This is a genomic window from Streptomyces spinosus, from assembly GCF_020400655.1.
In the GTDB taxonomy this organism is placed as follows: Bacteria; Actinomycetota; Actinomycetes; order Streptomycetales; family Streptomycetaceae; genus Streptomyces; species Streptomyces argyrophylli.
The window spans coordinates 115,127-139,985 of the sequence record NZ_JAINRC010000016.1; the positions used below are offsets into that span (position 1 = coordinate 115,127).

At 72.2% G+C, this 24,859-nt stretch carries 25 protein-coding genes; 2 read left to right on the forward strand and 23 right to left on the reverse strand.

The genetic code is table 11. From position 1 onward, the window contains the following. Positions 1-147: 147 nt before the first annotated feature. Positions 148-1,035 carry a 30S ribosomal protein S2 gene (gene rpsB, locus LG395_RS29060; RefSeq protein WP_225811749.1) on the reverse strand — a complete coding sequence of 296 codons (888 nt, stop codon included), beginning with the start codon at positions 1,033-1,035 and terminating at the stop codon, positions 148-150. Positions 1,036-1,308: 273 nt separating this feature from the next. Between rpsB and LG395_RS29065 the strand changes: the two genes are divergently transcribed. Then, positions 1,309-1,932 (forward strand): M23 family metallopeptidase, encoded by a 624-nt coding sequence (locus LG395_RS29065; RefSeq protein ID WP_225811750.1) that lies wholly within the window; start codon positions 1,309-1,311, stop codon positions 1,930-1,932. 102 nt (positions 1,933-2,034) lie between these two features. Here LG395_RS29065 and LG395_RS29070 read toward each other — a convergent pair whose 3' ends face one another. The 17 genes from LG395_RS29070 to LG395_RS29150 all read right to left on the reverse strand — a co-directional run bounded on the left by LG395_RS29070 (position 2,035) and on the right by LG395_RS29150 (position 15,116). After that, positions 2,035-2,592 (reverse strand): TetR/AcrR family transcriptional regulator, encoded by a 558-nt coding sequence (locus LG395_RS29070; protein WP_171159651.1) that lies wholly within the window; start codon positions 2,590-2,592, stop codon positions 2,035-2,037. Between the two features lie 64 nt (positions 2,593-2,656). Continuing rightward, on the reverse strand, positions 2,657-3,499 hold the full coding sequence (whiG, locus tag LG395_RS29075; protein ID WP_103811160.1) for an RNA polymerase sigma factor WhiG: 843 nt from the start codon (positions 3,497-3,499) through the stop codon (positions 2,657-2,659). Positions 3,500-3,822: 323 nt separating this feature from the next. After that, positions 3,823-4,983 (reverse strand): DNA-processing protein DprA, encoded by a 1,161-nt coding sequence (gene dprA / locus LG395_RS29080; protein ID WP_225811751.1) that lies wholly within the window; start codon positions 4,981-4,983, stop codon positions 3,823-3,825. Then, on the reverse strand, positions 4,980-6,605 hold the full coding sequence (locus LG395_RS29085) for a YifB family Mg chelatase-like AAA ATPase (protein WP_225811752.1): 1,626 nt from the start codon (positions 6,603-6,605) through the stop codon (positions 4,980-4,982). Before LG395_RS29085 ends, dprA begins: the two co-directional genes overlap by 4 nt. Further along, positions 6,606-6,971 (reverse strand): YraN family protein, encoded by a 366-nt coding sequence (locus LG395_RS29090; protein ID WP_263983165.1) that lies wholly within the window; start codon positions 6,969-6,971, stop codon positions 6,606-6,608. 146 nt (positions 6,972-7,117) lie between these two features. Beyond that, positions 7,118-7,426 (reverse strand): DUF2469 domain-containing protein, encoded by a 309-nt coding sequence (locus LG395_RS29095; protein ID WP_014675276.1) that lies wholly within the window; start codon positions 7,424-7,426, stop codon positions 7,118-7,120. 56 nt (positions 7,427-7,482) lie between these two features. Beyond that, positions 7,483-8,019, reverse strand: a complete 537-nt coding sequence (locus tag LG395_RS29100) for an NUDIX hydrolase (protein WP_225811754.1) — start codon at positions 8,017-8,019, stop codon at positions 7,483-7,485. After that, positions 8,009-8,797, reverse strand: coding sequence for a signal peptidase I (gene lepB, locus LG395_RS29105; RefSeq protein ID WP_225811755.1), 789 nt, complete (start codon positions 8,795-8,797; stop codon positions 8,009-8,011). Before lepB (LG395_RS29105) ends, LG395_RS29100 begins: the two co-directional genes overlap by 11 nt. Before the next feature lie 65 nt (positions 8,798-8,862). After that, the gene (lepB, locus tag LG395_RS29110) at positions 8,863-9,876 is read right to left on the reverse strand and encodes a signal peptidase I (protein WP_171152423.1); all 1,014 of its coding nucleotides are present in this window, start codon (positions 9,874-9,876) and stop codon (positions 8,863-8,865) included. Continuing rightward, positions 9,764-10,855 carry a signal peptidase I gene (gene lepB, locus LG395_RS29115; RefSeq protein WP_171152424.1) on the reverse strand — a complete coding sequence of 364 codons (1,092 nt, stop codon included), beginning with the start codon at positions 10,853-10,855 and terminating at the stop codon, positions 9,764-9,766. Before lepB (LG395_RS29115) ends, lepB (LG395_RS29110) begins: the two co-directional genes overlap by 113 nt. Continuing rightward, entirely contained in the window at positions 10,848-11,549 is a 702-nt protein-coding gene (gene lepB / locus LG395_RS29120; RefSeq protein ID WP_225811756.1) for a signal peptidase I, read from the reverse strand. The genes lepB (LG395_RS29115) and lepB (LG395_RS29120) overlap by 8 nt, the downstream gene beginning before the upstream one ends. 45 nt (positions 11,550-11,594) lie before the next feature. Beyond that, positions 11,595-11,945 carry a 50S ribosomal protein L19 gene (gene rplS / locus LG395_RS29125; protein ID WP_055704359.1) on the reverse strand — a complete coding sequence of 117 codons (351 nt, stop codon included), beginning with the start codon at positions 11,943-11,945 and terminating at the stop codon, positions 11,595-11,597. 134 nt (positions 11,946-12,079) lie between these two features. Further along, entirely contained in the window at positions 12,080-12,913 is an 834-nt protein-coding gene (gene trmD, locus LG395_RS29130) for a tRNA (guanosine(37)-N1)-methyltransferase TrmD (protein ID WP_225811757.1), read from the reverse strand. Then, complete coding sequence (gene rimM, locus LG395_RS29135; protein WP_171152429.1) at positions 12,910-13,479, reverse strand: ribosome maturation factor RimM; 570 nt, start codon at positions 13,477-13,479, stop codon at positions 12,910-12,912. The genes trmD and rimM overlap by 4 nt, the downstream gene beginning before the upstream one ends. 82 nt (positions 13,480-13,561) lie before the next feature. Then, positions 13,562-13,801 (reverse strand): RNA-binding protein, encoded by a 240-nt coding sequence (locus LG395_RS29140; RefSeq protein WP_003973401.1) that lies wholly within the window; start codon positions 13,799-13,801, stop codon positions 13,562-13,564. Between the two features lie 5 nt (positions 13,802-13,806). Next, complete coding sequence (rpsP, locus tag LG395_RS29145; RefSeq protein WP_171152431.1) at positions 13,807-14,226, reverse strand: 30S ribosomal protein S16; 420 nt, start codon at positions 14,224-14,226, stop codon at positions 13,807-13,809. 293 nt (positions 14,227-14,519) lie between these two features. Further along, positions 14,520-15,116: a hypothetical protein gene (locus LG395_RS29150; RefSeq protein WP_132788833.1), complete on the reverse strand. Its 597-nt coding sequence runs from the start codon at positions 15,114-15,116 to the stop codon at positions 14,520-14,522. A gap of 521 nt (positions 15,117-15,637) precedes the next feature. Between LG395_RS29150 and LG395_RS29155 the strand changes: the two genes are divergently transcribed. Continuing rightward, positions 15,638-16,522, forward strand: coding sequence for a class I SAM-dependent methyltransferase (locus LG395_RS29155; protein WP_225811758.1), 885 nt, complete (start codon positions 15,638-15,640; stop codon positions 16,520-16,522). Between the two features lie 239 nt (positions 16,523-16,761). On the opposite strand, the gene ftsH is transcribed toward LG395_RS29155, so the two are convergent. The 5 genes from ftsH to LG395_RS29180 all read right to left on the reverse strand — a co-directional run bounded on the left by ftsH (position 16,762) and on the right by LG395_RS29180 (position 24,712). Further along, positions 16,762-18,696 (reverse strand): ATP-dependent zinc metalloprotease FtsH, encoded by a 1,935-nt coding sequence (gene ftsH / locus LG395_RS29160; RefSeq protein WP_171152436.1) that lies wholly within the window; start codon positions 18,694-18,696, stop codon positions 16,762-16,764. Between the two features lie 154 nt (positions 18,697-18,850). Further along, a complete protein-coding gene (gene ffh / locus LG395_RS29165) occupies positions 18,851-20,395 on the reverse strand; it encodes a signal recognition particle protein (protein WP_171152437.1) in 1,545 nt (514 codons plus the stop codon). Positions 20,396-20,476: 81 nt separating this feature from the next. Next, positions 20,477-22,981, reverse strand: coding sequence for a [protein-PII] uridylyltransferase (locus LG395_RS29170; RefSeq protein WP_225811759.1), 2,505 nt, complete (start codon positions 22,979-22,981; stop codon positions 20,477-20,479). 55 nt (positions 22,982-23,036) lie between these two features. Then, positions 23,037-23,375, reverse strand: coding sequence for a P-II family nitrogen regulator (locus tag LG395_RS29175; protein WP_171152440.1), 339 nt, complete (start codon positions 23,373-23,375; stop codon positions 23,037-23,039). After that, a complete protein-coding gene (locus tag LG395_RS29180; protein WP_225811760.1) occupies positions 23,372-24,712 on the reverse strand; it encodes an ammonium transporter in 1,341 nt (446 codons plus the stop codon). The genes LG395_RS29175 and LG395_RS29180 overlap by 4 nt, the downstream gene beginning before the upstream one ends. Positions 24,713-24,859: the final 147 nt, after the last annotated feature.

Genomic DNA, 24,859 nt, shown 5'->3' on the forward strand with positions numbered 1-24,859 from the left:
CTGTGAGTCTTTCTCGAAGTCTGGTTTAGATCCGCACGGTCGCGACCCACATGTAGTCGCGGACCGCGTACGTCGTGCCGACCTACGGGTGAACAGCGGGGGCGGAGTCATGTCCCGCCCCCGCCGTCGAACGCTGACGGATCGGCGTCAGGCCTGCTCGGCCTCGGCAGCCGGGGTCTCGGCGGCCGGAGCCTCGGCAGCCGGAGCCTCGGCAGCGGCCTCGGCCGGCTTCTCGGCCTCGGCGGCCGGAGCCTCGTCCTTCTTCTCACCCTCGAGCAGGTCACGCTCCCACTCGGCGAGCGGCTCGCCCGCGGCCTTCTCGCCCTTGTCGCCGGTGGCGACGCCGGAACGGGCGATGAGGCCCTCGGCGACGGCGTCGGCGATCACGCGGGTGAGCAGGGTGACGGAGCGGATCGCGTCGTCGTTGCCCGGGATCTTGTAGTCGACCTCGTCGGGGTCGCAGTTGGTGTCGAGGATCGCGACGACCGGGATGTTCAGCTTCCGGGCCTCACCAACGGCGATGTGCTCCTTCTTGGTGTCCACGATCCAGACGGCGCTGGGCACCTTCTGCATCTCGCGGATACCGCCGAGGGTCTTCTCCAGCTTGGCCTTCTCGCGCGAGAGCACGAGAAGCTCCTTCTTGGTCAGACCGGACGCGGCGACGTCCTCGAAGTCGATCTGCTCGAGCTCCTTGAGGCGCTGCAGACGCTTGTAGACGGTCGAGAAGTTGGTGAGCATGCCGCCCAGCCAGCGCTGGTTGACGTAGGGCATGCCGACGCGGGTGGCCTGCTCGGCGATGGCCTCCTGCGCCTGCTTCTTCGTGCCGACGAACATGACCGTGCCGCCGTGGGCGACGGTCTCCTTGACGAACTCGTAGGCGCGGTCGATGTACGACAGCGACTGGAGCAGGTCGATGATGTAGATGCCGTTGCGCTCGGTGAAGATGAAGCGCTTCATCTTCGGGTTCCAGCGACGGGTCTGGTGACCGAAGTGGACGCCGCTCTCCAGCAGCTCCCGCATCGTGACGACGGCCATGGCCGTTTCTCCTTGGTTTCTCGGTTGTGCCGCCTCCGCCGGACGGCGGAGGCGCCTGACGCCCGCGATGCGCCGTGCCGCGAAGGACCGAGGGGCGCTTGGTACGAACCGTTGCCGGCTGCCGTACCCGGGCGTGCGAAGTCGACCCGGTGACCCGGATCGCCAGAAGAAGTGTACGGGACCGGCGGGGTACCGGGTGACGCCGCTGTCCACAGCCGGCGAGTGGTCCACAGGGCCGGGCCACGGCCGGCGGGGGTGCGGGACGGTGTCGGCATGCGACGAACGATGCGATGTGCGCTGGTGTGGCCGGTACTGGCCCTGGGGCTGGCGGCGGTCCTGATCACGCCCCTGGCCTGGGCGGACACGCCTGCCGGGGTTCCGCCGGCCCCTCCGGCGGCGCCCGTGCCGCCCGTGGCCCGCGCCTGGCCGGTCGGTGTCCGCCCACCGGTCCTGCGCGGCTGGGAACCACCGGTGACGGTGTACGGCCCCGGGCACCGGGGGGTGGACCTGGGAGCGCCGGCCGGGGCGCCCGTACGGGCGATCGCACCGGGCCGGGTGCTGTTCGCGGGCCGGGTGGCGGGACGGGGCGTGGTCTCGGTGGAAGTGCGGGGGACGGACCTGCGGACGACCTACGAGCCGGTGCGGGCGTCGGTCCGGAAAGGGGAGGAGGTGGGGGCGGGGGCGGTGGTCGGGGTGGTGGAGCCGGCGGGGTCCCACTGCGGGACACGGACGTGCGTGCACTGGGGTCTGCTGCGGGGTGACGCGTATGTGAACCCGCTGTCCGTACTGCCACCGTGGCTGCTGGACGGGGGGCCGTCGAGGTTGCTGCCGGTGGCGTCTCAGCGGGGTCACGCCGTGGCTGTCGGGCCGGCCGTGCCCGGCCCGCGGGGCGGGTGAGGCGCAGCCGCCGCGGCCGAAAGCCGGGTACGGGTCCGCCGTGGTCGTTCGCCCGGTTCCCCGCACCCCCTGCGGGGCGCTCCCCGGCCGGTGCCGGTGGGGTCAGCCCTTCACTCCTCCGAGCGCCATGGCCACGGCCGCGTTCGTCACCACCGTGGGATCCTCGGCCGCGCCGAGCTCGATCCGCCGGACCGCCGCGTCCACGACCCCCTGCACCAGCATCGCCGCCAGCCGGGGCTGCTCGTGTCCCAGTTCCCGAAGTGCCTCGACGATCATCGCGACCAGGCCCCCGTGGGCCGCCCGGATCTTCTCCCGGGCCCCGGCGTCCAGCTCGCTCGCGGAGATGGCGACGACCGCGCGGTGGCGCCGGTCCCCCACCAGCGCCAGCTGCTGCCGCACGTACGCCTCGACCTTGCCCTCGGCCGTCCCGGCCCGCTCCATGGCCGCCGCGACCTCCGCCGCCCACACCGGGAAATCGACCTCGCACAGCTCCTCGACCACGGCGGCCCGGGACCGGAAGTACTCGTACACGGACGACCGCGCCAGCCCCGTCCGCTCGGCCAGCGCGGGAAAGGTCAGCGCCTCCGTCCCGCCCTCGGACAGCAGGGACCGAGCCGCGTCCAGCAGGGCGGCTCGCTGCATCGACCGGTGTTCGGCCACGGAGGCCGCTCGAATCCTTGGCACGCCGACCACTGTACGGACACGCCCTTGCGGAAGGGAGGAGTCAGCGCCCGAAGCTCGCCAGCTTGGCCCGGAGCTGGAGCACCGACTTGGTGTGGATCTGGCTGACCCGGCTCTCCGTGACCCCGAGCACGTTGCCGATCTCGGCCAGGGTGAGCCCCTCGTAGTAGTACAGGGTGACGACGGTCTTCTCGCGCTCGGGAAGCGTGTTGATCGCCCGCGCCAGGAACCGCCGCAGCTCGCGGTCCTCGGCCACCTCCACCGGGTTGTCGGCGGCGGTGTCCTCCAGCGTGTCCATCAGGCTGAGCCGGTCCCCGCCCTCGCCGCCGACGTGCAGCAGCTCTTCCAGGGCGACGACGTTGGCCAGCGACAACTGGCTGAACACGGCGTGCAGTTCGTCGACCTCCATGTCCAGCTCGGCGGCCACCTCCCCCTCCGTCGGCGTCCGTCGCAGCCGCGCCTCCAGGGTGGCGTAGGCACGCTCGACGTTCCGCGCCTTCTGCCGGACCGAGCGGGGGATCCAGTCCAGCGCCCGCAGCTCGTCGATCATGGCGCCGCGGATCCGGGTGATCGCGTACGTCTCGAACTTGATCTCCCGGTCGATGTCGAACTTCTCGATCGCGTCGATCAGCCCGAACACACCCGAGGAGACGAAGTCCGCCTGCTCCACATTGGGCGGCAGCCCGACGCTGACCCGGCCGGCCACGTACTTGACCAGGGGCGAGTAGTGCAGGATCAGCTGTTCCCGCAGCCGGTCGTCCCCCGTCGCCTTGTACGACCGCCACAGCTCGTCGAGTGTCGAGGGAGCGGGCGGTCGCACGCTGCCACCGTCGCGGGCGGCTGGGGGGATCGCCGCCCGGTCGGACCCGGAGGTGTGCTGGGGCATTCGTCGCCTTGTGCCGTTCTGCCGTGAAGTGCTGTGAAGTGCCGTGGAGTGGGTGTGTGCGGGGTTCCTGGGGTGACGTGGGGCTGCATGGGTGAGCTGACGGTCTGATGTGGGGTTGGCGCGATCTGCGCCACCGCCTTCGTGAGCGTAGCGTGACTGAGGAGTCGCGGTGTGCGAACAGGGCTGCGCCACCCGTGCGCGGGGCGCTCGCGCCGGCCGGGTGACCCCCTGCCTGGGCTCGCTCTGCGTGACCGGCCCGAGGCGCCAACTCCGGGAAACGCCAAGGGCGTCGGGGGTTCCCCCGGACGGCCGAACACGGTTGGTCAGCACGGACGGTGACCGTTTTGGACCGAGATCACCGCCTGGCGTGTCAACTTCCAGCCGTCGCCGTGTCGTTCGACGTAACCAAGCGCTCGGAGTTCGTACAGTCTCGCGATCGCGTCGTCCCGCGTGGTGCGCGCGCCGAGCGCGATCTCTTCGGCCGGGGCCGCGCGGTCGCCAGGGAGGGCGGCGAGCACGGTCCGGGCGGCGGGCGGCAGCAGGTCGCGCGGGAGGACGGGACCACGCCGGGCCGGCGCGAGCTCGCCCATGTCACCCACGAGTTCGATGACCTCCGTGGCGTCGGTGACCAGGGTGGCCTCCGCGCGCAACAGTTCGTGCACGCCGGCGGAGAGGGCGCTGGTGACCGGGCCGGGGACGCCCATGGTGAACCGGCCGAGGCGCTGGGCGGCCCGCGCGGTGGCCAGCGAGCCGCTGCGGCAGGCCGCCTCCACGACGACGGTGCCCCTGGTCAGCGCGGCGATGACGCGGTTGCGCAGGATGAACCGGCTGGGTGTCGGATGATCACCCGGCGGCAGTTCACCCACCACCAGCCCCTGCTCCGCGATCCGGGCGATCAGCGCGGTGTGGCCACGGGGGTAGGACTGGTCCACGCCGCAGGCCAGGACGGCGACCGTGGCGCCGTGAGTGGCGAGGGCGCCGCGGTGGGCGGCGCCGTCGATGCCGTACGCGCCGCCCGAGACGACGACCCAGCCGCGCTCGGCGAGACCGCAGGAGAGCGTGGCGGCGGCGTGGGTGCCGTACTCGGTGCAGGCCCGGGCGCCGACCACGGCCACGGACCGCAGCGCCCACATCCGCAGGTTCGGCCGGCCGCGCACCCACAGCCCGAGGGGCCGCGCGTCCCCGAGGTCGTCGAGCTGCCGTGGCCACTCGGCGTCACCCGGACAGACGAACCGCGCCCCGACGGCGCGGGCCGCCTCGAGGTCCCGCTCCGGCTCGGCCCGTCGGGCCCGCGCGACGAGCCCCTCCCACCGGTTCGCGCTGACGCCCGGCAACGCGTCCTTGCCGCACCGCAGCCGCCGCACCACCTCCCCCACCCCGAACTGCCGCACCCAGCGCCCACCGACCTCGTCCCCCGCCTCCACGACCCGCCCGAGGAACACCCGCCCGAGCAGTTCGGCACTGGGCTCCCGCTCTCCGGTCATGTCAGCGCTCCGATGGCCAGCGGTACCCCGCGGGGGACGCCGGTGCGCAGTTGCAGGGCCAGGGCGACGTCGGTGGTGTCCGGACGGTCGTGTCCGACGAGGTCGGCGACCGTCCAGGCGACGCGCAGGACACGGTCGATCCCGCGGGCGGTGAGCACGCCCCGCTCCAGGCTGCGTTCGGCGTCGTCCATGGCCCCGGGGGCGGCGTGGTACCGGCTGCGCAGTTCGCGGCCGGGCACCTCGCTGTTGGTACGCCACGGGGTGCCGGCCAGGCGGGCCGCAGTCCGCTGCCGGGCCTGCCGTACCCGGTCGGCCACGGTCGCCGTGGACTCTCCGCGGGCGCCGGGCTCGGTGAGCTGGGCCCGGGTGACCGGGTCGACCTCGACGCGCAGATCCACCCGGTCCAGCAGGGGGCCGGACAGCCGGGAGTGGTAGCGGCGGATCGCCGACGGCGGACACTCGCACAGCGAGTCGCGGAGTGAGAAGCGTCCGCAGGGGCAGGGGTTGGCGGCCAGGACCATCAGGAACCGCGCCGGGAACCGGACCACGCCCGCGCTCCGCGCGATGACGACGTGCCCCGACTCCAGCGGCTGCCGCAGGGCGTCCAGGGTCTGGCTGTGGAACTCGGGCGCCTCGTCCAGGAACAGCACGCCGCGGTGGGCGAGGGACACCGCGCCGGGCCGGGCGATACCCGGTCCGCCGCCGACGAGTGACTGCATCGTCGCCGAGTGGTGCGGGGCGCAGTAGGGGGCGACGTCGATGAGCGGCTTGCCCGGGGGCAGCAGCCCGGCGACCGAGTGCACGGCCGTGACCTCCAGCGACTCTTCCCGGGCGAGGCGGGGAAGGACGGCGGGCAGGCGCTCCGCGAGCATGGTCTTGCCCGCGCCGGGCGGTCCCTCCAGGAAGAGGTGGTGTCCGCCCGCCGCCGCGACCTCGACGGCGGTGCGGGCGGCGATCTGCCCGACGACATCGGCCAGGTCGTGCTCGTGGTCCTGGGGGGTGGCTCCGATGCTGTGCATGCCGGTGGCGGCGCCCGTGCCCGGTACGCGCAGGCCCGCCAGGAGGGGGTCGGGCCGCCCCTGTTCGTCCGGTGTCTCGTCGGGGACGGGCTCCTCGGTCAGGACCGCGACGAGCTGGCGCAGACTGCGGACGCCCAGCACGGACACACCGGGGACCAGCGAGGCCTCGGCGGCGGCGCACTCGGGTACGACCACCTGCTCGTACCCGGCGCCGGCCGCCGCGAGGACGGCCGGCAGGATGCCGCGGACGGGGCGCACCCGGCCGTCCAGGCCGAGCTCTCCGATCATGACGATGTCGGCGAGGACCCGCGGGTCGATCCGTTCGGCGGCACCGAGCACCGCGCAGGCGACGGCCAGGTCGAACCCCGAGCCGGCCTTCGGGACGGAGGCCGGGCTGAGTCCGACGGTGAGCTTCTTCTGCGGCCATTCGCCGCCCGAGTTCACCACCGCCGCCCGCACCCGGTCCCGGCTTTCCGTCAGGCTCTTGTCCGGGAGCCCGACCAGGGTGAAGGCCGCGACTCCGGGCTCGAGGTCGGCCTGGACCTCGACGACCACGCCTTCGACGCCGACCAGGGCGACCGAGCACGTACGGGCGAACGCCATTCAGGCCACCCCCCGCGCGTGCTCGACGGACGGGGCGCCCCGGTGGGGCAGCAGGACACCGACGAGATCGATGCGGACGCCGCCCGGTGGCGCTCCTCCGTGGGCCTGGAGCCAGTGCTCGGCCAGGGCGCGGAGCCGGGCGGCCTTCGCGGGGGTCACCGCGGCCATCGGGTGTTCGTAGCCGCCGCCCCTGCGGGTCTTCACCTCGCAGACGACCAGGGCGTCGCCGTCCCTGGCCACGATGTCGATCTCGCCGGACCTGCCGGAGCGCCAGTTGCGCTCCAGGATCGTCATTCCCTGTTCCGCCAGCCGCCGGGCGGCCAGGTCCTCGCCGTACTTGCCGAGTCCGTTGCGTGCCTTGCTCATGTCGGCACCACCTCCGGCGCCAACGGTCACGCATCCGGCCGAGCGATGTTGATCTTGGTGGACCACTCAGCGGTTGTGGAAAACTCCGTCACCCGGCCCCGCGGACCACGCCGCCCACCCGGTCATTGACCCGGCCGTCCGCCCGGTCACCCGCCCGGCAGCTCCAGATCGCTCTTGTTCAGCTCCTCGATGTTCACGTCCTTGAACGTCAACACCCGGACCTGCTTCACGAAGCGAGCCGGCCGGTACATGTCCCAGACCCAGGCATCAGCCATGGTGACCTCGAAGAAGACTTCGCCCTGTACCGAGTGCACCTGCATCTCGTAGTCGTTGGTGAGATAGAACCGCCGCTCGGTCTCGATCACGTATTTGAACAGACCGACGACATCTCGATACTCCCGGTAGAGCTTCAGCTCCATCTCGGTCTCGTACTTCTCGAGGTCCTCGGCGCTCATGGCATGTTCCCCTTCAGCCGTGCGATCCCCCCATTGTGCGCCAGTCCCGGGAACCCTCAGACGATTTCCGTGTCGAGGGTCACGGGCCGGGCGGGGGGACCTTCGACGAGCAGCGTGCGCAGCAGCTCGGCGAGTCTGGTCGGATACACCGTCTCATGTGCCCGGGTCAGTTCCTGACACGTCCACCAGCGCGCTCCGGCGACGCTGCGCCGTTCCAGCTCCGTCAGGCCCGTGGTGACGGTGGCCGTCTGGGCCGTACGGGCCAGGTAGTACCACTCGTCCTGGTCCCAGCGGCGGCCCGCGAACGGGAACGAGCACCGCCGCCGCCAGAGCACGGGCCCGAGGGCGACGTCGGTGATGCCGGTCTCCTCCGCGAGTTCCCGCAGCGCGGCTTCCTCGCGCGTCTCGGCGCCCTCCAGGCCGCCGCCGGGTGTGAACCACCAGTCGTCGGCCGGGTCGTCCGGTTCGTGGCCGTGCAGGAGCAGGATGCGGTCCTCGGGGTCGAGGAGGACGACCCGTGCCACCTTCCGCGGGCCGGTCCCGGCCGCGCCCTCGTACGACTCCCCGGCCGGCCGCGTGGTCTCAGCGGACACCGGCCGTCTCCGCGGGGGACGTGCGGGCGCGGGAGCGGCTCACGCGGCCCGCGATCGGGCCGTAGGCACCGCCGCCGAGGACCAGGACGGCCCCGGCCACGATCAGCAGCTCGATCGTGCGCAGCGGTCCGGGCTCGGAGAGGGCGCCGAGCGTCTCGAAGCCGGTGGGGCGCTTGAGCGTGCCCTTCCAGGGCCAGACCACGGCCTCCACGCGGGCGGACACGGCGCCTCGGGACACGGTGCCCTGGGCGGCGTCGCTGAGGTGGGCGGTGGAGTCGAGGGAGCCCTGGCGCTCGTCGCCGAGCAGGAACAGCCGGCCCTCCGGGACGGTCACCGTGGCGAAGTTCTTGATCTCGGCGAGGCTGCCCTCGGGCAGGTACGGCTCGTCGATCTGCTTGCCGTTGACGGTCAGCTTGCCGTTCGTGCAGCAGGAGACGGTGTCCCCGCCCACGGCGACCACCCGCTTGACCACCTTGGCGTTGCTGACCCAGGTCTTGTCCTCGAACACGACCACGTCACCGCGCCGCACCTCGTCGCCGCCGACGCGCTGGGCCAGCACCCGGTCACCGGCGTCGATGGTGGGAGTCATCGAGCTGGTGGGCACGGTGTACGGCCGGTAGACCAGCGCTCCCCAGACGAAGCCGCCGAGGAACAGCACCAGACCCAGCGCCACGGCCAGTCCGGACAGCCGCTGCCCGAGCCGGCTGCCGCCGCCGGCCCGTGCCGTGCCGGTGCCGCCGCCCCGAGGGGCCGTACGCGTCATGCTCTCGCCACCCATGGACCCGCACCCTACCCGGCGGTACCGGACGGGGGCAGCCCCTCCCGCCCGGCCGGGGCGGTCGCTTACCGCTTCTCGGACTGCGCGCGCCGCAGCTCGGCGTTCCCCTGCTCCGGGCCGTCAGCGCGCCTGCGCCGCCACAGCACCACCGGCAGGACCGCCGCGACGGCGATGCCCTCGGGGGCCACCGTCAGGGACGCGGCGGCGGGGGACTGCTCGTTCAGACCGGGCTGGTCGAAGGTGTCCGGGATCGGCAGGGTGCCCCAGCGGTTGATCGGCCAGGCCTTCACGATGGCGCGGCCGACGACCTTGTCGACGGGAACCATGCCGTGGTTCTTGTCGGACTGGTTGTACCGCGAGTCACGGGAGTTCTGGCGGTGGTCGCCCATCACCCAGATGAAGCCCTTGGGCACCTTCACCGTGAACTGGCCGCCTTGGTCGTCCACGCTGCACGGCGTGTTGCCCGGGTAGACGTACGGCTCGTTCAGCGCCTTGCCGTTGACCTTCAGCGGGCCGCTGCCCTTGCACTCGACCGTGTCGCCGCCGACCCCGATCACGCGCTTGATCAGGTCCTTCTCCTCCGCCGACGGCATCAGGCCGATCCAGCTGAGGACCTTCTGCACCGGATTCGGCGTCGGCGTCGGCTCGCCCGCCAGCCAGTTGTCCGGGTCGTGGAAGACGACGACCTCGCCGCGCTCGGGCTTGGAGCCGAACCACGGCGTGAGCTTGTCGACCAGCACCCGGTCACCCTGCTGGAGGGTGTTCTGCATCGAGTCGGACGGGATCGAGAACGCCTGCACCAGGAACGTCTTGATCAGCAGCGCCAGGACCAGCGCGATGCCGACCAGGATCGGCAGCTCCTTCCAGAAGGAGCGCGACTGCCTCGGCCGCCCGGCCGCCGTGCCCGTGCCGTCGCCGCGCGGCTCCGGCTCGCCCTCCGGCGTGCCCTCGCCGCCCGCCGGCGCGTCATTCCCGGAGCTCATGGCGCTGCCCGGTACGGGAACGTCCGGTTCCACAGGGTGCCCGCGGTGCTCCTCGCCGTCGTGTCCCGACCGTGCGCCAACCGCCACATCCCCCACGCCAACTCCTCACTCTGTGCCGCCGCCTGCGCCGCACCCGGCGCAAGCCCACCACTCCCATAACGAGCGGGAGTTCCGCAGGGCTCGGGAGCCGGTTGATTCCGTTCGGATTCTCGGAAGCAACCCTATGCGACGCCCGGGGACCAGCGGTCGAACCCGACGCCGAGTCGGTGACGCTTGCGAAGGTTTTAGGTTCCTCCAGGCGCGTCCAGTGACCGACCGGCCAGCCGATGACCATGGCCCGGCCGACCACGGAGTCCAACGAGACCGTGCCGCCGTAGGCCGTGTCCTGGTGGGAGCGGGAGTCCGCGGAGTTGCCGCGGTGGTCGCCCATCACCCACAGCCGGCCCTCGGGGACGGTGATGTCGAAGGGCGTGGTGGAGGGCGCGTCCCCCGGGTAGAGGTAGTCGCCCTCGGTGAGCGGGACGCCGTTGACGGTGACGCGGCCCTGGGCGTCGCAGCACTTGACGTGGTCGCCGCCGACACCGATGACCCGTTTGATCAGGTCCTTCTCGTTGTCGGACGGCAGCAGGCCGATGAAGGTGAGGCCTTCCTTGAGCTGCTTGACGACGATGGGGTCGTGCTTCTTGGCGGTCTGCTCGTCCTGGAGCCAGCCGCCCGGGTCGTGGAACACCACGACGTCCCCGCGCTGCGGCTCGGAGCCGAACCACGGGGTGAACTTGTCGACCAGGACCCGGTCGCCGATCCGGATCGTCTCCTCCATGGACCCGGACGGGATCACGAACGCCTGCACGAGGAACGTCTTCAGGACGAGCGCGATGAGGACGGCGACACCGACCAGCAGGGGGATCTCCCGGACGGCCGACCGTCTGCGCTTGCGCTTGACCTTGCGCTGGAGCTGCCGGCGCTCCGCGCGCGTGCGGCCACCGCCGGGCGCGGAGGTGCGGCGTACCCCGGTGGGCAGCAGGTTGTCGGCGGGCGTGCTGGACACCCCGCGCGGTTTGCCGCGGTTACCCATGGGCGCCTCCGGTCAGGGCGGCGGGCACGCGCGCGTAGACGGACGGCCGGGTCAGACGCGTCCAGTGGCGGTACGGCCACACGATCCAGTCGGCCCGGCCGATGACGTCCCCGACGGGGATCATGCCGCCGCCGGGCGAGCCGAGGTGGTCGCGGGAGTCGCTGGAGTGGCTGCGGTGGTCGCCGAGGACGAAGAGGCGGCCCGGGGGCACGGCGACGTCGAAGGGGACGCTGGAGGCGCTGTCCCCGGGGTAGAGGAACGCCGTCTCGTCGACCGGTCGGCCGTTCACCTCGATCCTCCCCTTCTTGTCGCAGCAGACCACATGGTCTCCCGCCACACCGGCCACGCGCTTGATGTAGTCGGCGTCCCCGAAATACCCGGTGCCGTCGAACACAATCACGTCGCCGCGGCGCGGCTGGGCACCGAAACGGTACGCCAACTTGTTTACGAGAACGCGGTCGCCGATCCTCAATCCCTGCTCCATGGATCCGCTCGGAATCTGGAACGGTTGCACCACGAACGCGTTCAGGACCAGCAGGAACGCCAGGCAGAGGAAGAGCGTGAGGGTGATCCTGCCGCCGGGCAGCCACTCGGCGACCCGGGACACCAACGCGAAACGCGACCGGCCCTCCGCCCCCGGAGTACCGGGGTGGGAGGAGCGGTCGCGTTCCGTCGGCTGTGCTTCGGTGTCCATCGGAGCCAGATGCTATCCGGCTCCGCTGTGACTCCGGGAAAGCGCTCAGCTCTCGCGCTTCTCCTTGATCTTCGCGGCCTTGCCGCGCAGGTCACGGAGGTAGTACAGCTTGGCGCGGCGCACGTCACCACGGGTGACCAGCTCGATCTTCTCGACGATCGGGGTGTGCACCGGGAAGGTGCGCTCGACGCCGACGGAGAACGAGACCTTGCGGACCGTGAAGGTCTCGCGGACACCGGAGCCCTGGCGACGGATCACAACGCCCTTGAACTGCTGCACACGGGAGCGGTTGCCCTCGATGACGCGCACGTGGACGTTGACGGTGTCACCCGGACGGAAGGCCGGGATGTCGCTGCGCAGCGACGCGGCGTCGACGGAGTCGAGCAGGTGAGACATTTCGTCTGCTTTCTTCGCTGATGCCACAGGTCATCAACGGGAACTAGGTGTACAGGAGGCTGCCGTGCGGGTCGGGGCGGGCGTCGTGTCCCCCTGTGGCAGGGGCGCACGCCGGACGGGCGCACAACAGCGGTCTATTCTTCCACGCCGTCGGCCCGGCGCCAAAATCGGCCGTACCGCTCCCCGTCCGGGTCCGGTTCCCAGCCCAGGATGGAGAGCATCTCGCGGTCCTTCTTGTCGAAGGCCTTGGGGTCGCAGCGCTCGATCAGGTCGGGGCGGTTCAGGGTCGTGCGCCGCAGGGCCTCGTCACGGCGCCAGCGGGCGATCTTCCCGTGGTGGCCGCTGAGCAGCACCTCGGGGATGTCCCGGCCGCGCCAGACGGGCGGCTTGGTGTAGACGGGGCCTTCCAGGAGGCCGGCCATCGCCCCGGGGGCGAAGGAGTCGTCGCGGTGCGACTCCGCGTTGCCGAGGACGCCGGGCAGCAGCCGGGCGACGGCCTCGGTGATGACCAGGACGGCCGCCTCGCCGCCGGCGAGGACGTAGTCGCCGATGGAGACCTCGTGGACCGGCATCCGGGTCGCGTACTCGTCCGTGACGCGGCGGTCGATGCCCTCGTAGCGCGCCGGGGTGAAGATCAGCCAGGGGCGCTCGGCCAGCTCGACCGCCAGCTCCTGGGTGAAGGGACGGCCGCTGGGCGTGGGCACGATGAGCGCGGGCTCCCGGGCGCCCGACTCGTAGCCGTCGGCGAGGACCGTGTCCAGGGCGTCTCCCCAGGGGTCGGTCTTCATGACCATGCCGGGGCCGCCGCCGTACGGCGTGTCGTCCACCGTGTTGTGCCGGTCGTACGTCCAGGCGCGCAGGTCGTGCACCTGGACGTTCAGCTGGCCACGCGCGCGTGCCTTGCCCACGAGGGAGACGTTCAGCGGCTCCAGGTACTCCGGGAAGATCGTGACGACGTCGAGCCTCATGCGCGGTCTTCCCCGGACTCCGCCGCGGACTCGTCCCTGGAGGAGGCGATCACGGCGCGGTCGTCGATCAGGCCGGGCGGGGGCGCGATGACCGCCCTCTGCTCCGCCAGGTCGATCTCGGTGACGATCTCCTCCACGAAGGGGATCAGCACCTCGGTGCCGTCGGGGCGCTCGACGATGAACAGGTCCTGCGTGGGCAGGTGCGAGATCTCGGTGATGCGGCCGACCTCCGTGCCGTCCTCGGTGACGACGTCGAGGTCGATGAGCTGGTGGTCGTAGTACTCGTCCTCGCCCTCGGGCAGTTCCTCGGGGTCCACATCGGCGATCAGCAGGGTGTTGCGCAGGGCCTCGGCGGCGTTGCGGTCGGTGACGCCCGCGAAGCGCAGCAGGAGGCGGCCGCTGTGGACGCGGCCCGTCTCGATGGTCAGCGGTCCCGCCGAGGCGGGATCCGTGGCGAGTACGGCGCCGGGCGCGAGCCTGAGTTCCGGCTCGTCGGTACGTACCTCGACGGTGACCTCGCCCTTGATGCCGTGGGCACGGCCGATCCGTGCGACTACCAGCTGCACGTGTCCAAATCTCCTGTCGTACGACTGCGGGCCGGGGACGGCCCTGTGGCCCTCCCCGGCCCGAGCCGGTTGCGATGAAGCGTCAGCGGACGTGGTCCACGTCGACCAGGTCGACGCGGACACCGCGACCGCCGATGGCGCCCACGACGGTGCGCAGGGCGCGCGCGGTGCGGCCGTTGCGGCCGATCACCTTGCCGAGGTCGTCCGGGTGGACCCGGACCTCCAGCACACGCCCGCGGCGCAGGTTGCGCGAGGCGACCTGCACATCGTCAGGGTTGTCGACGATGCCCTTCACGAGGTGCTCAAGCGCCTCTTCGAGCATGCTGCTCAGGCCTCGGTGGACTCGGACTCGGCAGCGGCCTCGTCCTTCTTCTCAGCCTTCTTCTTCTGGGTGATCGCCTCACCCTTGCCCTCGTCGTCACCGCCGAGAGCCTCGAACGACGGGCGGGCGGCCTTCGGCTCGGCGACGAGCAGCGGCGCGGGAGCCGGCTCGCCCTTGAACTTCTGCCAGTCGCCGGTCTTCTTCAGGATGGCGAGCACGGGCTCGGTCGGCTGGGCGCCGACGCCGAGCCAGTACGCCACGCGCTCGGCGTCCACCTCGATGACCGACGGGTTGTAGGTCGGGTGGTACTTGCCGATCTCCTCGATGGCCCGGCCGTCACGGCGGGTACGGGAGTCGGCGACGACGATGCGGTAGTGAGGCGAACGGATCTTGCCCAGACGCTTCAGCTTGATCTTGACTGCCACGGGAGTGGGTTCTCCTGGATTTGACGTGGTTGGGCACGGCGAGTTGCCGCGTGGGGTTGCGGTACCCGAGTGCCCGATGGACGCGTCAGCCGGAGGAGAGAGGGGTCCTGTGCGGCTGTCGAGTACAGCTGGCTATTCTGCCACACCCCGCGGGCCGCTCCGGGCCGAGGGTGCGGGAACCCCGCCCGGGCATGCCGGGGAGGCACCCGGCGTGGAGGTGAGGTCACGTCGGGTGCGCCGCCCGGTGCGGTGAGATCGCCGTCGGCCACGGCTGCCACGAGCAGCCGTGACCGCTACGCCGCTCCCACGACCTCCGGGATCCTGAACGGCTTGCCGCAGCCGCCGCAGACGATCGGGGCCTGGGCGAGGACCGAGGGCACCACCCGGACGTTGCGGCCGCAGTCGCACACCGCCTTGACACGGACGCCGCCACCGGAGGAGCCGTGCCGGGCGGCCGGGCCGCGGAAGGTGCGGGAGGTGTCGGCCGAGGTGGCCGCGGTGTGGGCCTTCAGGGCGCGCTGGAGCCGCTCGATGGTCGGGCGGTAGCGCCGCTTCGCCTCGGTGTTGAGCGTGACCAGCGAGAAACCGCTGCTCGGGTGCGGCTCCTCGGGGTGGTCCAGGCCCAGCTCCTCGGCGATCGCGAGGAAACGGCGGTTGTGGTATCGGCCGGCCCGGGAGGTGTCGCGGACGCCGCGGGCGGCGGCGATGCCGTGGACTGCCTCGTGGAGCAGCCTCTCGAAGGAGAGTTCGTGACCGCACGCGGACGACGACTCCCCGATCAGGGATTCAGGCGCGGCAAGGTCGGGCAGCTCGGGGTGGTACCGCTGAATGTCGGCCCACGCCTGCGCCAGCTCTGCGGCGAGAACAGGTGGTGTCTGTGTCGTGCTCACGTAATGACAACGAGCGGGAGGGCCGCTGTGTTCCTATTCCGGGGCATCCCAAATAATTTGCACGTACCCGTCAGTTGCCACTGATGCGTCCTGACGAGGGCGGGTGCGCTGATCTGCGGAGAAGCGTCACAGCTCCTACCAAGCTGGTGCGTAGTCCGCGCTACGCACCGCCGGTGAGCCCTGAGGCGACGGGCGGGGGCCGCCGCGCAAGGGGGGTTTCGGCCGCTCTCGGCGCGCGCCCTCACCCCGGTCAGCGTCCACGGCCTCCGTGACGTTACCGCGTACCGCCGCGACCTCCGTCACCGGCCCGCCTTCCGGGGGCCGGCACCGCGGGGCCGTCCAGATTGCCGGGATGTGAAATCTCGCCACACCCGCGTCCACACCCCAAGCCGGGCCCCACGACCCCTGGACGCCACCGCGAGCCGGGAGTTACCTGGCATACGTGGGAAGGGCGCGCGCACGGCACGGGGGCACGCAACCGGGCGCGGCGGCGAACTGTCGGCGGATTGGGGCGCTTACCTATGACACCTACGCTCGTGCGGCAGCACACGTCCCACGCGGAGTCCGCACCCCGCGTGGACCCGGGCGCACGCGCGCGTGACTGGTCCGAGATCCAGGAGCGGATGCTCGTACCGCTCTACGAAGCCGTGTACGACCGACTCGAAGTGGGCCCCGCCACCCGGCTGCTGGGCCTGAACTGCGGTTCCGGGCTCGCCCTGCTGATGGCGGCCTCCAGGGGCGCCGCGGTCACCGGTGTCGACTCCGCCTCCCCCGAACGGCTCGCCCTCGCGCGCGAGCGCCTGCTGCCGGACGCCACGCCCGGCCGGGGCGGCGACGGCGGGGCGGGCACACGCGCGCGTACGCCCGCGGAACTCCTCGACGACCCGCCCTCGGCGACGGACGGCGCGCGGACGGACGCGTACACCCTGGTGACCGCCTTCGAGCCGGTCGGCGGCCTCGCGGGCGACGCCGAGGGGCTGGGCGACCTGCTCGCCGGTGTCCTGCCGCTGGCCGGGCGGGGGGCCGCCGTCGTGCTGACCGGCTGGGGACCGCCGGAGCGCTGCGCCACCTCCTCGGTGCTGCGGGTGGCCGCCAAGCTGGCCGATCCGCTGCGCGGCGCGCGGAGCCGGCCGCCCGCGCGGCGCGACGTCCTGGAGGAGGTCGCCGGGCGGGCCGGGCTGAAGCCGGACGGCTCGGGCCGGGTCGCCTGCCCGTTCGGGTACGCCGACCTCGACAGCGCCGTACGGGGGCTGCTGTCGACCGGCCTGTTCGACGCGGCGGTCTCGGCGACGGACGCCAAACAGGTCGACAAGGAGCTGACGGAGGCCCTGCACCCGCACCGGCGCCCGGACGGCACGGTGTGGATGCCGAACGTCTTCCGCTACCTCGTCGCACGCGTGCCGTAGGCCTGTCCGGCCGTCCGCGTCGTCGCCCGACGGGCGGCCGCGCGGCGTGCGCGCTCCGGGGTGTCCCCGGCCGGAGACGGGGCGAGTGCCGGCCGCCGGCCCTCGTACGGGGCGTACCCGGGTCCGGGCCGGCGCGGCCAGTGGGGTCACCCCCACGCCGTGGAGGCGATGAGGGAGCGTGCACGGCGCCGCGCGGCAGACGCGTACGGCCGGACAGGTCCTCGGCGGCCGGCCGGTCGTCAGCCCTCGCTCTGCTTGGTCAGACGTGTGATCCCGGCGATCCGGTAGGCGTCCGCCTCCTCCAGCGTCTCGTTCTCCAGCAGCGCCCGCGCGAGCGCGTCCAGCCGGCCCCGGTGGTCGCGGAGTTTGCGGCACGCCTCCTCGTAGCACTCGTCCACGATCCGCCGCATCTCGGAGTCGATGACGTCCAGGGTCTGCGGGGCGGCCGACAGCCCGTACGCCTGCTGGGCGTCGCTCGGCAGCGCGGACAGCCGGCCGACGCGCTCGCTCATGCCCCAGCGGCCCACCATCCCGCGCGCGATGTTGGTGACCTGTTCCAGGTCGTTCTCGGCACCCGTCGTGACGACCCCGTAGACGACCTCCTCCGCCGCCATGCCGCCCAGGGCGCCGATGATGCGCCCGCGCAGGTACTCCTCGGAGTGCGCGTACCGCTCCACCTCGGGCGTGGACATGGTGACCCCCAGCGCCCGGCCGCGCGGCACGATGGTGATCTTGCGGACGGGGTCGGCGCCGGGCTGGAGCATGCCGAGCAGGGCGTGGCCGCTCTCGTGGTACGCGGTACGCCGGCGGTCCTCCTCCGGCATGATCAGGGTGCGCTCGGCGCCCAGCTGCACCTTCTCCAGCGCCTCGGACAGGTGGGCGCCGGTCACCTGCTCCTGTTTGCGTTTGACGGCGAGCAGAGCGGCCTCGTTGGCGAGATTGGCCAGATCCGCTCCGGTCATGCCCGGGGTGACGCGGGCCAGCTGCGTCAGGTCCACGTCGGGCGCGAGCGGGATCTGCCGGGTGTGGATGCGCAGGATCGACTCGCGCCCGCCGCGGTCCGGCGGGGACACGGTGACCACCCGGTCGAAGCGGCCCGGCCTGGTCAGCGCCGGGTCCAGGATGTCCGCGCGGTTGGTCGCCGCGATGACGATCACGCCCTCGGCGCCGGAGAAGCCGTCCATCTCCGTGAGGATCTGGTTCAGCGTCTGCTCGCGCTCGTCGTGGCCGCTCATCGACGCGCTGCCGCCGCGCGCGCGTCCGATGGTGTCGATCTCGTCGATGAAGATGATCGACGGCGCCACCTTGCGGGCCTCGGCGAACAGCTCGCGCACGCGGGACGCGCCGACGCCCACGATCATCTCGATGAACTCGGACGCCGAGGCCGAGAAGAACGGCACGCCGGCCTCGCCCGCGACCGCCCGCGCGAGCAGGGTCTTGCCGGTGCCCGGCGGTCCGGCGAGCAGGACGCCGCGGGGCAGCTTCGCGCCCATCCTGCGGTAGACGTCGGGGTGCTCCAGGAAGTCGACCACGTCGTCGAGTTCGCCCTTGACCTCGTCGATGCCGGCCACGTCGGCGAAGGTCGTGCGCTCGGTGCCCGGCCGCAGCCCGACCGGTCTGGGCGGCGACCGGCGGCCGAAGAGGCCGCCCCCGCCGGACAGCATCCCGCCGAGCCGCCGCTGGACGAGGAGCCAGACCACGACCAGGACCGCGATGGGGATCAGGGACATCAGCAGGTTGGTCGCCAGACTGCGTTCCTGCACGACCGGCCGCGCGGTCACGGTGACCCCGTGGCTGCTCAGGTTCTGCCACAGCCGGTCGTCCGCGAAGGCCGGTCGCTGTGTCTTGAACTTGGTGTACTCGCCGCCGCCCTCGGGATCGGAGCGGGGGGTCTTGAGCCGGCCCTGGATCGCGTCGCCCTTGGAGTAGATCGTGGCGACATTGCCCTCGCCGACCTGCCTGCTGAACTCCGTGTACGAGATCGTCGGCTCGTTGCCCTGGCCGAAGTAGTGCAGCCCGACGTAGGCCAGCACGAAGACGACCACCGCGGTGGCGAGCAGGCCCCACCATCTGCCGCCCCGGAGCCGGCCGGGCCGCCGGGAAGGCTCCTCCGGTGTGCCCTCGGCGCGCCACGGTTGATCAGGCGCCTTGCGGGGCGGCGCCGCATCACTCATATCTGGACGTTACGACACCCCACGGGCCTCGGCACGCGCAAAGGGGCGCCTCCTGTGACAGGAGGCGCCCCCGGCGCTTCGTGCGAGCGGGACCCGGCCCGTGCCCTTCCGCCAGGACTCAGCCCTCGAACCGGACTCAGCCCATGAACCGGACTCAGCCCATGAACTTCTTGAACTCGTCCGGCAGCTCGAAGTCCTGGCCCTGCTGCGGCAGCCCGAAGGCGTTCCCGCCCTGCGCGGCGGCCTCGCGGCGCTGCGCGGCCTCCAGTTCCTGCTGCTTGCGCTTCATCGGGTTGCCGGAGCGCTGCTTGCCCTTGGCCTTCTTCTGCTGCTTCTTCTGCCGGCCGGGGCCGCCGCCCATGCCCGGGATCCCCGGCATGCCCGGCATTCCGCCCTGGGCCATGCGGGACATCATCTTGCGGGCCTCGAAGAACCGCTCGACCAGGCTCTTCACCGCGCTGACCTCGACGCCGGAGCCCCGCGCGATACGGGCGCGGCGGGAGCCGTTGATGATCGTCGGGTCCTGGCGCTCGGCCGGGGTCATCGACTTGATGATCGCGGCGGTGCGGTCGACGTCCCGCTCGTCCAGGTTGGCGATCTGGTCCTTGATCTGGCCCATGCCCGGGAGCATGCCGAGCAGCTTGCTGATGCTGCCCATCTTCCTGACCTGCTCCATCTGGGACAGGAAGTCGTCCAGGGTGAAGTCCTGGCCCTTCTTCGACGCCAGCTTGGAGGCCATCTTGGCGGCCTCTTCCTGGCTGAACGTCTTCTCCGCCTGCTCGATCAGGGTGAGCAGGTCACCCATGTCGAGGATGCGGGAGGCCATCCGGTCCGGGTGGAACGCGTCGAAGTCGTCCAGCTTCTCGCCGTTCGACGCGAACATGATCGGCTTGCCGGTGATCTGCCGGATGGACAGGGCCGCGCCACCGCGGGCGTCACCGTCGAGCTTGGAGAGGACCACGCCGTCGAAGCCGACGCCGTCGCGGAAGGCCTCGGCGGTGTTGACGGCGTCCTGGCCGATCATGGCGTCGACGACGAACAGGATCTCGTCCGGGGAGACGGCGTCGCGGATGTCCGCGGCCTGCTGCATCATCTCGGCGTCGATGCCGAGGCGGCCGGCGGTGTCCACGATCACGATGTCGTGGACCTTGGACTTCGCGAAGTCGATGGAGTCCTTGGCGACCTTCACCGGGTCGCCGACGCCGTTGCCCGGCTCCGGCGCGTACACCGCGACACCGGCGCGCTCGGCGACGACGCTCAGCTGGTTGACGGCGTTGGGGCGCTGGAGGTCGGCGGCGACCAGCAGCGGGGAGTGCCCCTGCTCCTGGAGCCACTTGCCGAGCTTGCCCGCGAGGGTGGTCTTACCGGCACCCTGGAGACCGGCCAGCATGATCACGGTGGGCGGCTGCTTGGCGAAGCGCAGACGCCGGGTCTCGCCGCCGAGGATGGTGACCAGTTCCTCGTTGACGATCTTGAGGACCTGCTGGGCGGGGTTGAGCGCCCGGGAGACCTCGGCACCGAGCGCGCGCTCCTTGACGTTCTTGATGAACGCCCGCACGACGGGCAGCGCCACGTCGGCTTCGAGGAGCGCGATGCGGATCTCGCGCGCCGTGGCGTCGATGTCCGCCTCGGAGAGCCGTCCCTTGCCGCGCAGGTTCTTGAAAGTCGCTGACAGGCGATCGGAGAGAGTGTCGAACACGGCGCTCGCGGTCCTCGGGGTCGGTGACGGTCTTGAAGGTCGCCCTCCAGGGTATCCCGGCGCCGCAAGCACCGGGGCAGGTCATCCGCGCAGCGTCTCCTCCAGCACCCCCGCCAGCGACGCCGCGTCCCCGGCGGGCAGGGGCGCGCCCGCCCCCGTCGTGACGTAGAACGCGTCCACCGCGTTGGAGCCCAGCGTGCTCACATGCATGCTCCGGACCCGTACGCCGGCCTTCTCCAGTGCCATGCCGATGCGGTACAGCAGGCCCGGCGCGTCCTGGGCGCGGACCTCGATGACCGTGGCGTGGTGGGAGGCGGCCGGGGCGACCGTCACCCGGGGCGGCGGGGCGCTCCAGCCGCGGCGGCGCGGGTAGGCGGCGTCGCGTTCGGCGAGGCGGCCGGCGACGTCCAGGGTGCCGTCCAGGGCGCGGACCAGGTCGGTGCGCAGCCGGGCCGCCTGGGGCAGGGAGCCGTACTCGGCGGCGACCCGCCAGTTGAGGAGGAGGACGGTTCCCTCGTCGACGTCGTCCGGCAGGCGCAGCGCGCGCAGCTCCGCCGTGCGGACGGTGAGGCGGTGCACGGCGAGGACGCCGGCGACCGCGGGCAGGACACCGGGCTGGTCGGGTACGGCGATGAGCAGCTCCACGCCCAGGGGTTCCGGGTCGCCGGCCGGGTCCTCGCCGGTGACCGGTTCGGTCTGGGCGCGCAGAGCGAGGACGGGGCCGCCGGTGCGGTAGGCCTCGATGGCGAGGCGTTCCTGCTCGGCGGTGGGCGCGGCCGGCTCGGGCTCGTCGGCGCCGTCCCCGGCGAGGACGGCCCGGACGCGCCGGACGAGGTCGGCGACGAGGGAGCCGCGCCAGGAGGACCAGGCGGCCGGGCCGGTCGCGAGGGCGTCCGCCTCGGTGAGGGCGTGCAGCAGCTCCAGGGTGCTCTGGCTGCCGACGGCGTCGGCGACCGAGCGCACGGTGGCGGGGTCGTCCAGGTCGCGGCGGGTGGCGGTCTCGATGAGCAGCAGGTGGTGGCGCACCAGCAGGGACAGCACGGCCACGTCCGCGCGGTCGAAGCCGATCCGCGCGGCGACGTCCTTGGCGATGATCTCGCCGGCCACCGAGTGGTCGCCGGGCCAGCCCTTGCCGATGTCGTGCAGCAGCGCGGCGACCAGCAGCAGGTCGGGGCGGCTGACGCGGCGGGCGAACTCGGAGGCGCGGACGGCCGTCTCGATCAGGTGGCGGTCCACCGTCCACACGTGCACGGCGTTGCGCTGCGGCCGGCAGCGCACCCGCTCCCAGTCGGGCAGCAGGCGGGTGATCAGGCCCTCCGCCTCCAGCGCCTCCCAGACCTCGATCGTCGGGCGGCCGGAGCCGAGCAGGGTGACCAGCTGGTCACGGGCCTCGGCGGGCCAGGGCGTGGGCAGGGGGCGCGCGGTGGCGGCCATGCGCCGTACGGCGTGCAGGGAGAGCGGGAGACCGGCCTGGGCGGCGGCGGCCGCGGCGCGCAGCGGGAGCACGGGGTCACGCTCGGGGCGTGCGGCGCGGGCGAGCACCACCTCGCCGTCCTGTTCCACCACGCCTTCGGCCAGCGGCGACCGTTCGGTGACCGGCTTGCCGCCGCCGAGCGCCCTCCCCTCACCCGCCACCGCCCTTCGGAGGAAGTCGCCGCGCTCCCTCGCCAGGGTGCGCAGACGCGGCCGGACGGCGCGCGAACGCAGCACGCGCCCCACTTCGCGCCAGGTCACGTCACTGGCGTACGCGATCACCCGCGCCGCCTCGTAGACCTGCCGCAGCAGGGTGTCGGCGTCGAGCAGTCCCAGCTCGGCGGCCACCTGGTCCTGTTCCTGGAGGGCGAGCCGGTCGGTGGCGCGGCCGGTGGCCAGGTGGAGGGCGTCCCGGACGTCGAGGAGGCGGCGGCGGGCGTCGGCCAGGCCCTCGCGGGGGGCGTCGGCGAGCCAGGAGGCGGCGACGGCGCGCAGGGCGGTGGCGTCACGGAGGCCGCCGCGGGCCTCCTTGAGGTCGGGTTCCAGCAGGTACTGCAGTTCGCCCTGGCGCGCGGCGCGTTCGGCGCACAGTTCCCGGAGTTCGGGGAGGCGCTTGGGGGCCTGGTTGCGCCAGTCGGCGAGGACGGCGGTGCGCAGGCCGGCGGTGAGCCCGGCGTCGCCGGCGAGGTGGCGGGCGTCCAGCAGGCCGAGGTGGACCTTGAGGTCCTCGCCGGCCGTCTTGCGGGCCTCGGCGGGGGTGCGCACGGAGTGGTCGAGGGCGAGGCCGAGGTCCCAGACCGGGTACCAGATCCGGTCGGCGAGGGCGGCGACCGCACCGGGGTCGGAGCCGTCGTGGAGCAGGACGAGGTCGAGGTCGCTGCGCGGGGACAGCTCCCCGCGGCCGTAGCCGCCGACGGCGACGAGCGAGACGCCGTGTGCCGCTCCCGCCGCCGCGCCGAACAGTCCGGCGAGCCAGTCGTCGGTCAGGCCGGAGAGCGCGGCACGGCGCGGCGGCCCGGACCGCGCCCCCTCCGTGAGGAGGCGCAGCCGGGCCGCCGCGTAGCCGCCGGGTCCGGGGTCTTCCGTCTCTTTGCGTACATCCGTACCGGTCACCCAGCGACTCCTGTTCCGTTTCCCGCGGCCTTCCCCTGACCTGGATTGTGCTCCGTCAGAGCGCGTCCGGCCCGCGTTCGCCCGTGCGGACCCGTACGGCGGTCTCGACGGGCAGGGACCAGACCTTGCCGTCCCCGATCTTGCCCGTGCGGGCTGCCTTGACGATGACCTCGATCAGCTGCTCGGCGTCGTCGTCCTCGGCCAGCACCTCGACGCGGATCTTGGGCACGAGGTCGACGGTGTACTCGGCGCCGCGGTAGACCTCGGTGTGGCCGCGCTGCCTGCCGTAGCCGCTGGCCTCGGTGACCGTCAGTCCGTGGACGCCGAAGGCCTGGAGGGCTTCCTTGATCTCGTCGAGCCGGTGGGGCTTCACGACGGCGGTGATGAGCTTCATGCGTCCACCTTCTTGTTCTGCGCGGCGGCCAGGGCCGGGGCGGAGAGGGACCCGGCGACGCCACCGCCGGCGCCGCTGAAGTCGTATGCGGTCTCGGCGTGCTCGGCCTGGTCGATGCCGGAGATCTCCTCGTCCTCGGTGACGCGCATGCCGAGGGTCCTGTCGAGGAGGAAGGCGAGGACGGCGGAGACGATCAGGGAGTAGGCGAGGACCGCGAAGACACCGGCGCACTGCTTCCACAGCTGGGTGAAGGTGTGGTCGCCGTAGAAGACGCCCGTGGCGGTGGACTGGCCCTTGCCGGTGGCGAAGAAGCCGATGAGCAGGGAGCCGATGATGCCGCCGACCATGTGGACGCCGACCACGTCGAGGGAGTCGTCGTAGCCCCACTTGAACTTCAGGCCGACGGCCGCGGCGCAGGCGACACCGGCGATGGCGCCCACGGCGATCGCGCCGAGCGGGGAGACCGCGCCGCCGGACGGGGTGATGGCGACGAGACCGGCGACCGCGCCGGAGGCGGCGCCGAGCGTGGTGAACGCGCCGTGCCGGATCTTCTCGTAGGCGAGCCAGGCCAGCATGGCGGCGGCCGTCGCGACCTGCGTGTTGACGAACATCAGCGCGCCGACGCCGTCGTCGTTGCCGAGCCAGGAGCCGGCGTTGAAGCCGAACCAGCCGAACCACAGCAGACCGGCGCCGAGCATGACCAGCGGGAGGCTGTGCGGGCGCATGGGGTCGCGCTTGAAGCCGACGCGCTTGCCGATGACGAGGATGACGCCGAGCGCCGCCGCACCGGCGTTGATGTGGACCGCCGTACCGCCCGCGAAGTCGATCACGCCGAGCTTGTAGGCCCAGCCGTCGGCGCCCCAGACCCAGTGGGCGACCGGGACGTAGACGATCGTGGCCCACAGGGCGACGAAGAGCGCCCAGGCGGAGAACTTGACCCGGTCGGCGAGGGCGCCGCTGATCAGGGCCGGGGTGATGATGGCGAACATCAGCTGGAAGACCATGAACACGAAGACCGGGATGGTGTAGCCGTCCCAGAGCTGCGTCAGGCCGACGTTGCTGAGGCCGATCCAGTCGGCGTTCCAGCCGAGCAGGCTGTTGCCCGTGCCGAAGGCGAGGGAGAAGCCGTAGAGGACCCACAGGATGGTGACGATCCCGAGGCTTATGAAGCTCATCATCAGCATGTTCAGGGTGCTCTTGACCCGGACCATGCCTCCGTAGAAGAAGGCGAGTCCCGGGGTCATCAGCATCACCAGGGCGGAACAGATCAGCATGAAGCCTGTGTTCGCGGACGACAGTCTGGGTGCGTCCGCCGCAAGCATGATGGCTGGTGCCATCGGCGTCTCCTCGTCGGTTGGTACGGCCCCGTGCGGGCGGTGCCTGAGCGGTCCGGTCGGGTGAGGGGTGGGCCGGTTATGCGCCACGAGACTGACGCAGCGCGGTTTCGGTGGAAGCCCCTCGTTGTTTCGCCGGGGTGACGAAGG

Excerpts from the sequence above, each read along its gene's own strand:
- rpsB (WP_225811749.1), bottom strand. The coding sequence starts at position 1,035 with ATGGCCGTCGTCACGATGCGGGAGCTGCTGGAGAGCGGCGTCCACTTC.
- LG395_RS29065 (WP_225811750.1), top strand. The coding sequence starts at position 1,309 with ATGCGACGAACGATGCGATGTGCGCTGGTGTGGCCGGTACTGGCCCTG.
- whiG (WP_103811160.1), bottom strand. The coding sequence starts at position 3,499 with ATGCCCCAGCACACCTCCGGGTCCGACCGGGCGGCGATCCCCCCAGCC.
- dprA (WP_225811751.1), bottom strand. The coding sequence starts at position 4,983 with ATGACCGGAGAGCGGGAGCCCAGTGCCGAACTGCTCGGGCGGGTGTTC.
- LG395_RS29085 (WP_225811752.1), bottom strand. The coding sequence starts at position 6,605 with ATGGCGTTCGCCCGTACGTGCTCGGTCGCCCTGGTCGGCGTCGAAGGC.
- LG395_RS29090 (WP_263983165.1), bottom strand. The coding sequence starts at position 6,971 with ATGAGCAAGGCACGCAACGGACTCGGCAAGTACGGCGAGGACCTGGCC.
- LG395_RS29095 (WP_014675276.1), bottom strand. The coding sequence starts at position 7,426 with ATGAGCGCCGAGGACCTCGAGAAGTACGAGACCGAGATGGAGCTGAAG.
- lepB (WP_225811755.1), bottom strand. The coding sequence starts at position 8,797 with ATGGGTGGCGAGAGCATGACGCGTACGGCCCCTCGGGGCGGCGGCACC.
- lepB (WP_171152424.1), bottom strand. The coding sequence starts at position 10,855 with ATGGGTAACCGCGGCAAACCGCGCGGGGTGTCCAGCACGCCCGCCGAC.
- lepB (WP_225811756.1), bottom strand. The coding sequence starts at position 11,549 with ATGGACACCGAAGCACAGCCGACGGAACGCGACCGCTCCTCCCACCCC.
- rplS (WP_055704359.1), bottom strand. The coding sequence starts at position 11,945 with ATGTCTCACCTGCTCGACTCCGTCGACGCCGCGTCGCTGCGCAGCGAC.
- trmD (WP_225811757.1), bottom strand. The coding sequence starts at position 12,913 with ATGAGGCTCGACGTCGTCACGATCTTCCCGGAGTACCTGGAGCCGCTG.
- LG395_RS29140 (WP_003973401.1), bottom strand. The coding sequence starts at position 13,801 with ATGCTCGAAGAGGCGCTTGAGCACCTCGTGAAGGGCATCGTCGACAAC.
- LG395_RS29155 (WP_225811758.1), top strand. The coding sequence starts at position 15,638 with ATGACACCTACGCTCGTGCGGCAGCACACGTCCCACGCGGAGTCCGCA.
- ftsH (WP_171152436.1), bottom strand. The coding sequence starts at position 18,696 with ATGAGTGATGCGGCGCCGCCCCGCAAGGCGCCTGATCAACCGTGGCGC.
- LG395_RS29175 (WP_171152440.1), bottom strand. The coding sequence starts at position 23,375 with ATGAAGCTCATCACCGCCGTCGTGAAGCCCCACCGGCTCGACGAGATC.
- LG395_RS29180 (WP_225811760.1), bottom strand. The coding sequence starts at position 24,712 with ATGGCACCAGCCATCATGCTTGCGGCGGACGCACCCAGACTGTCGTCC.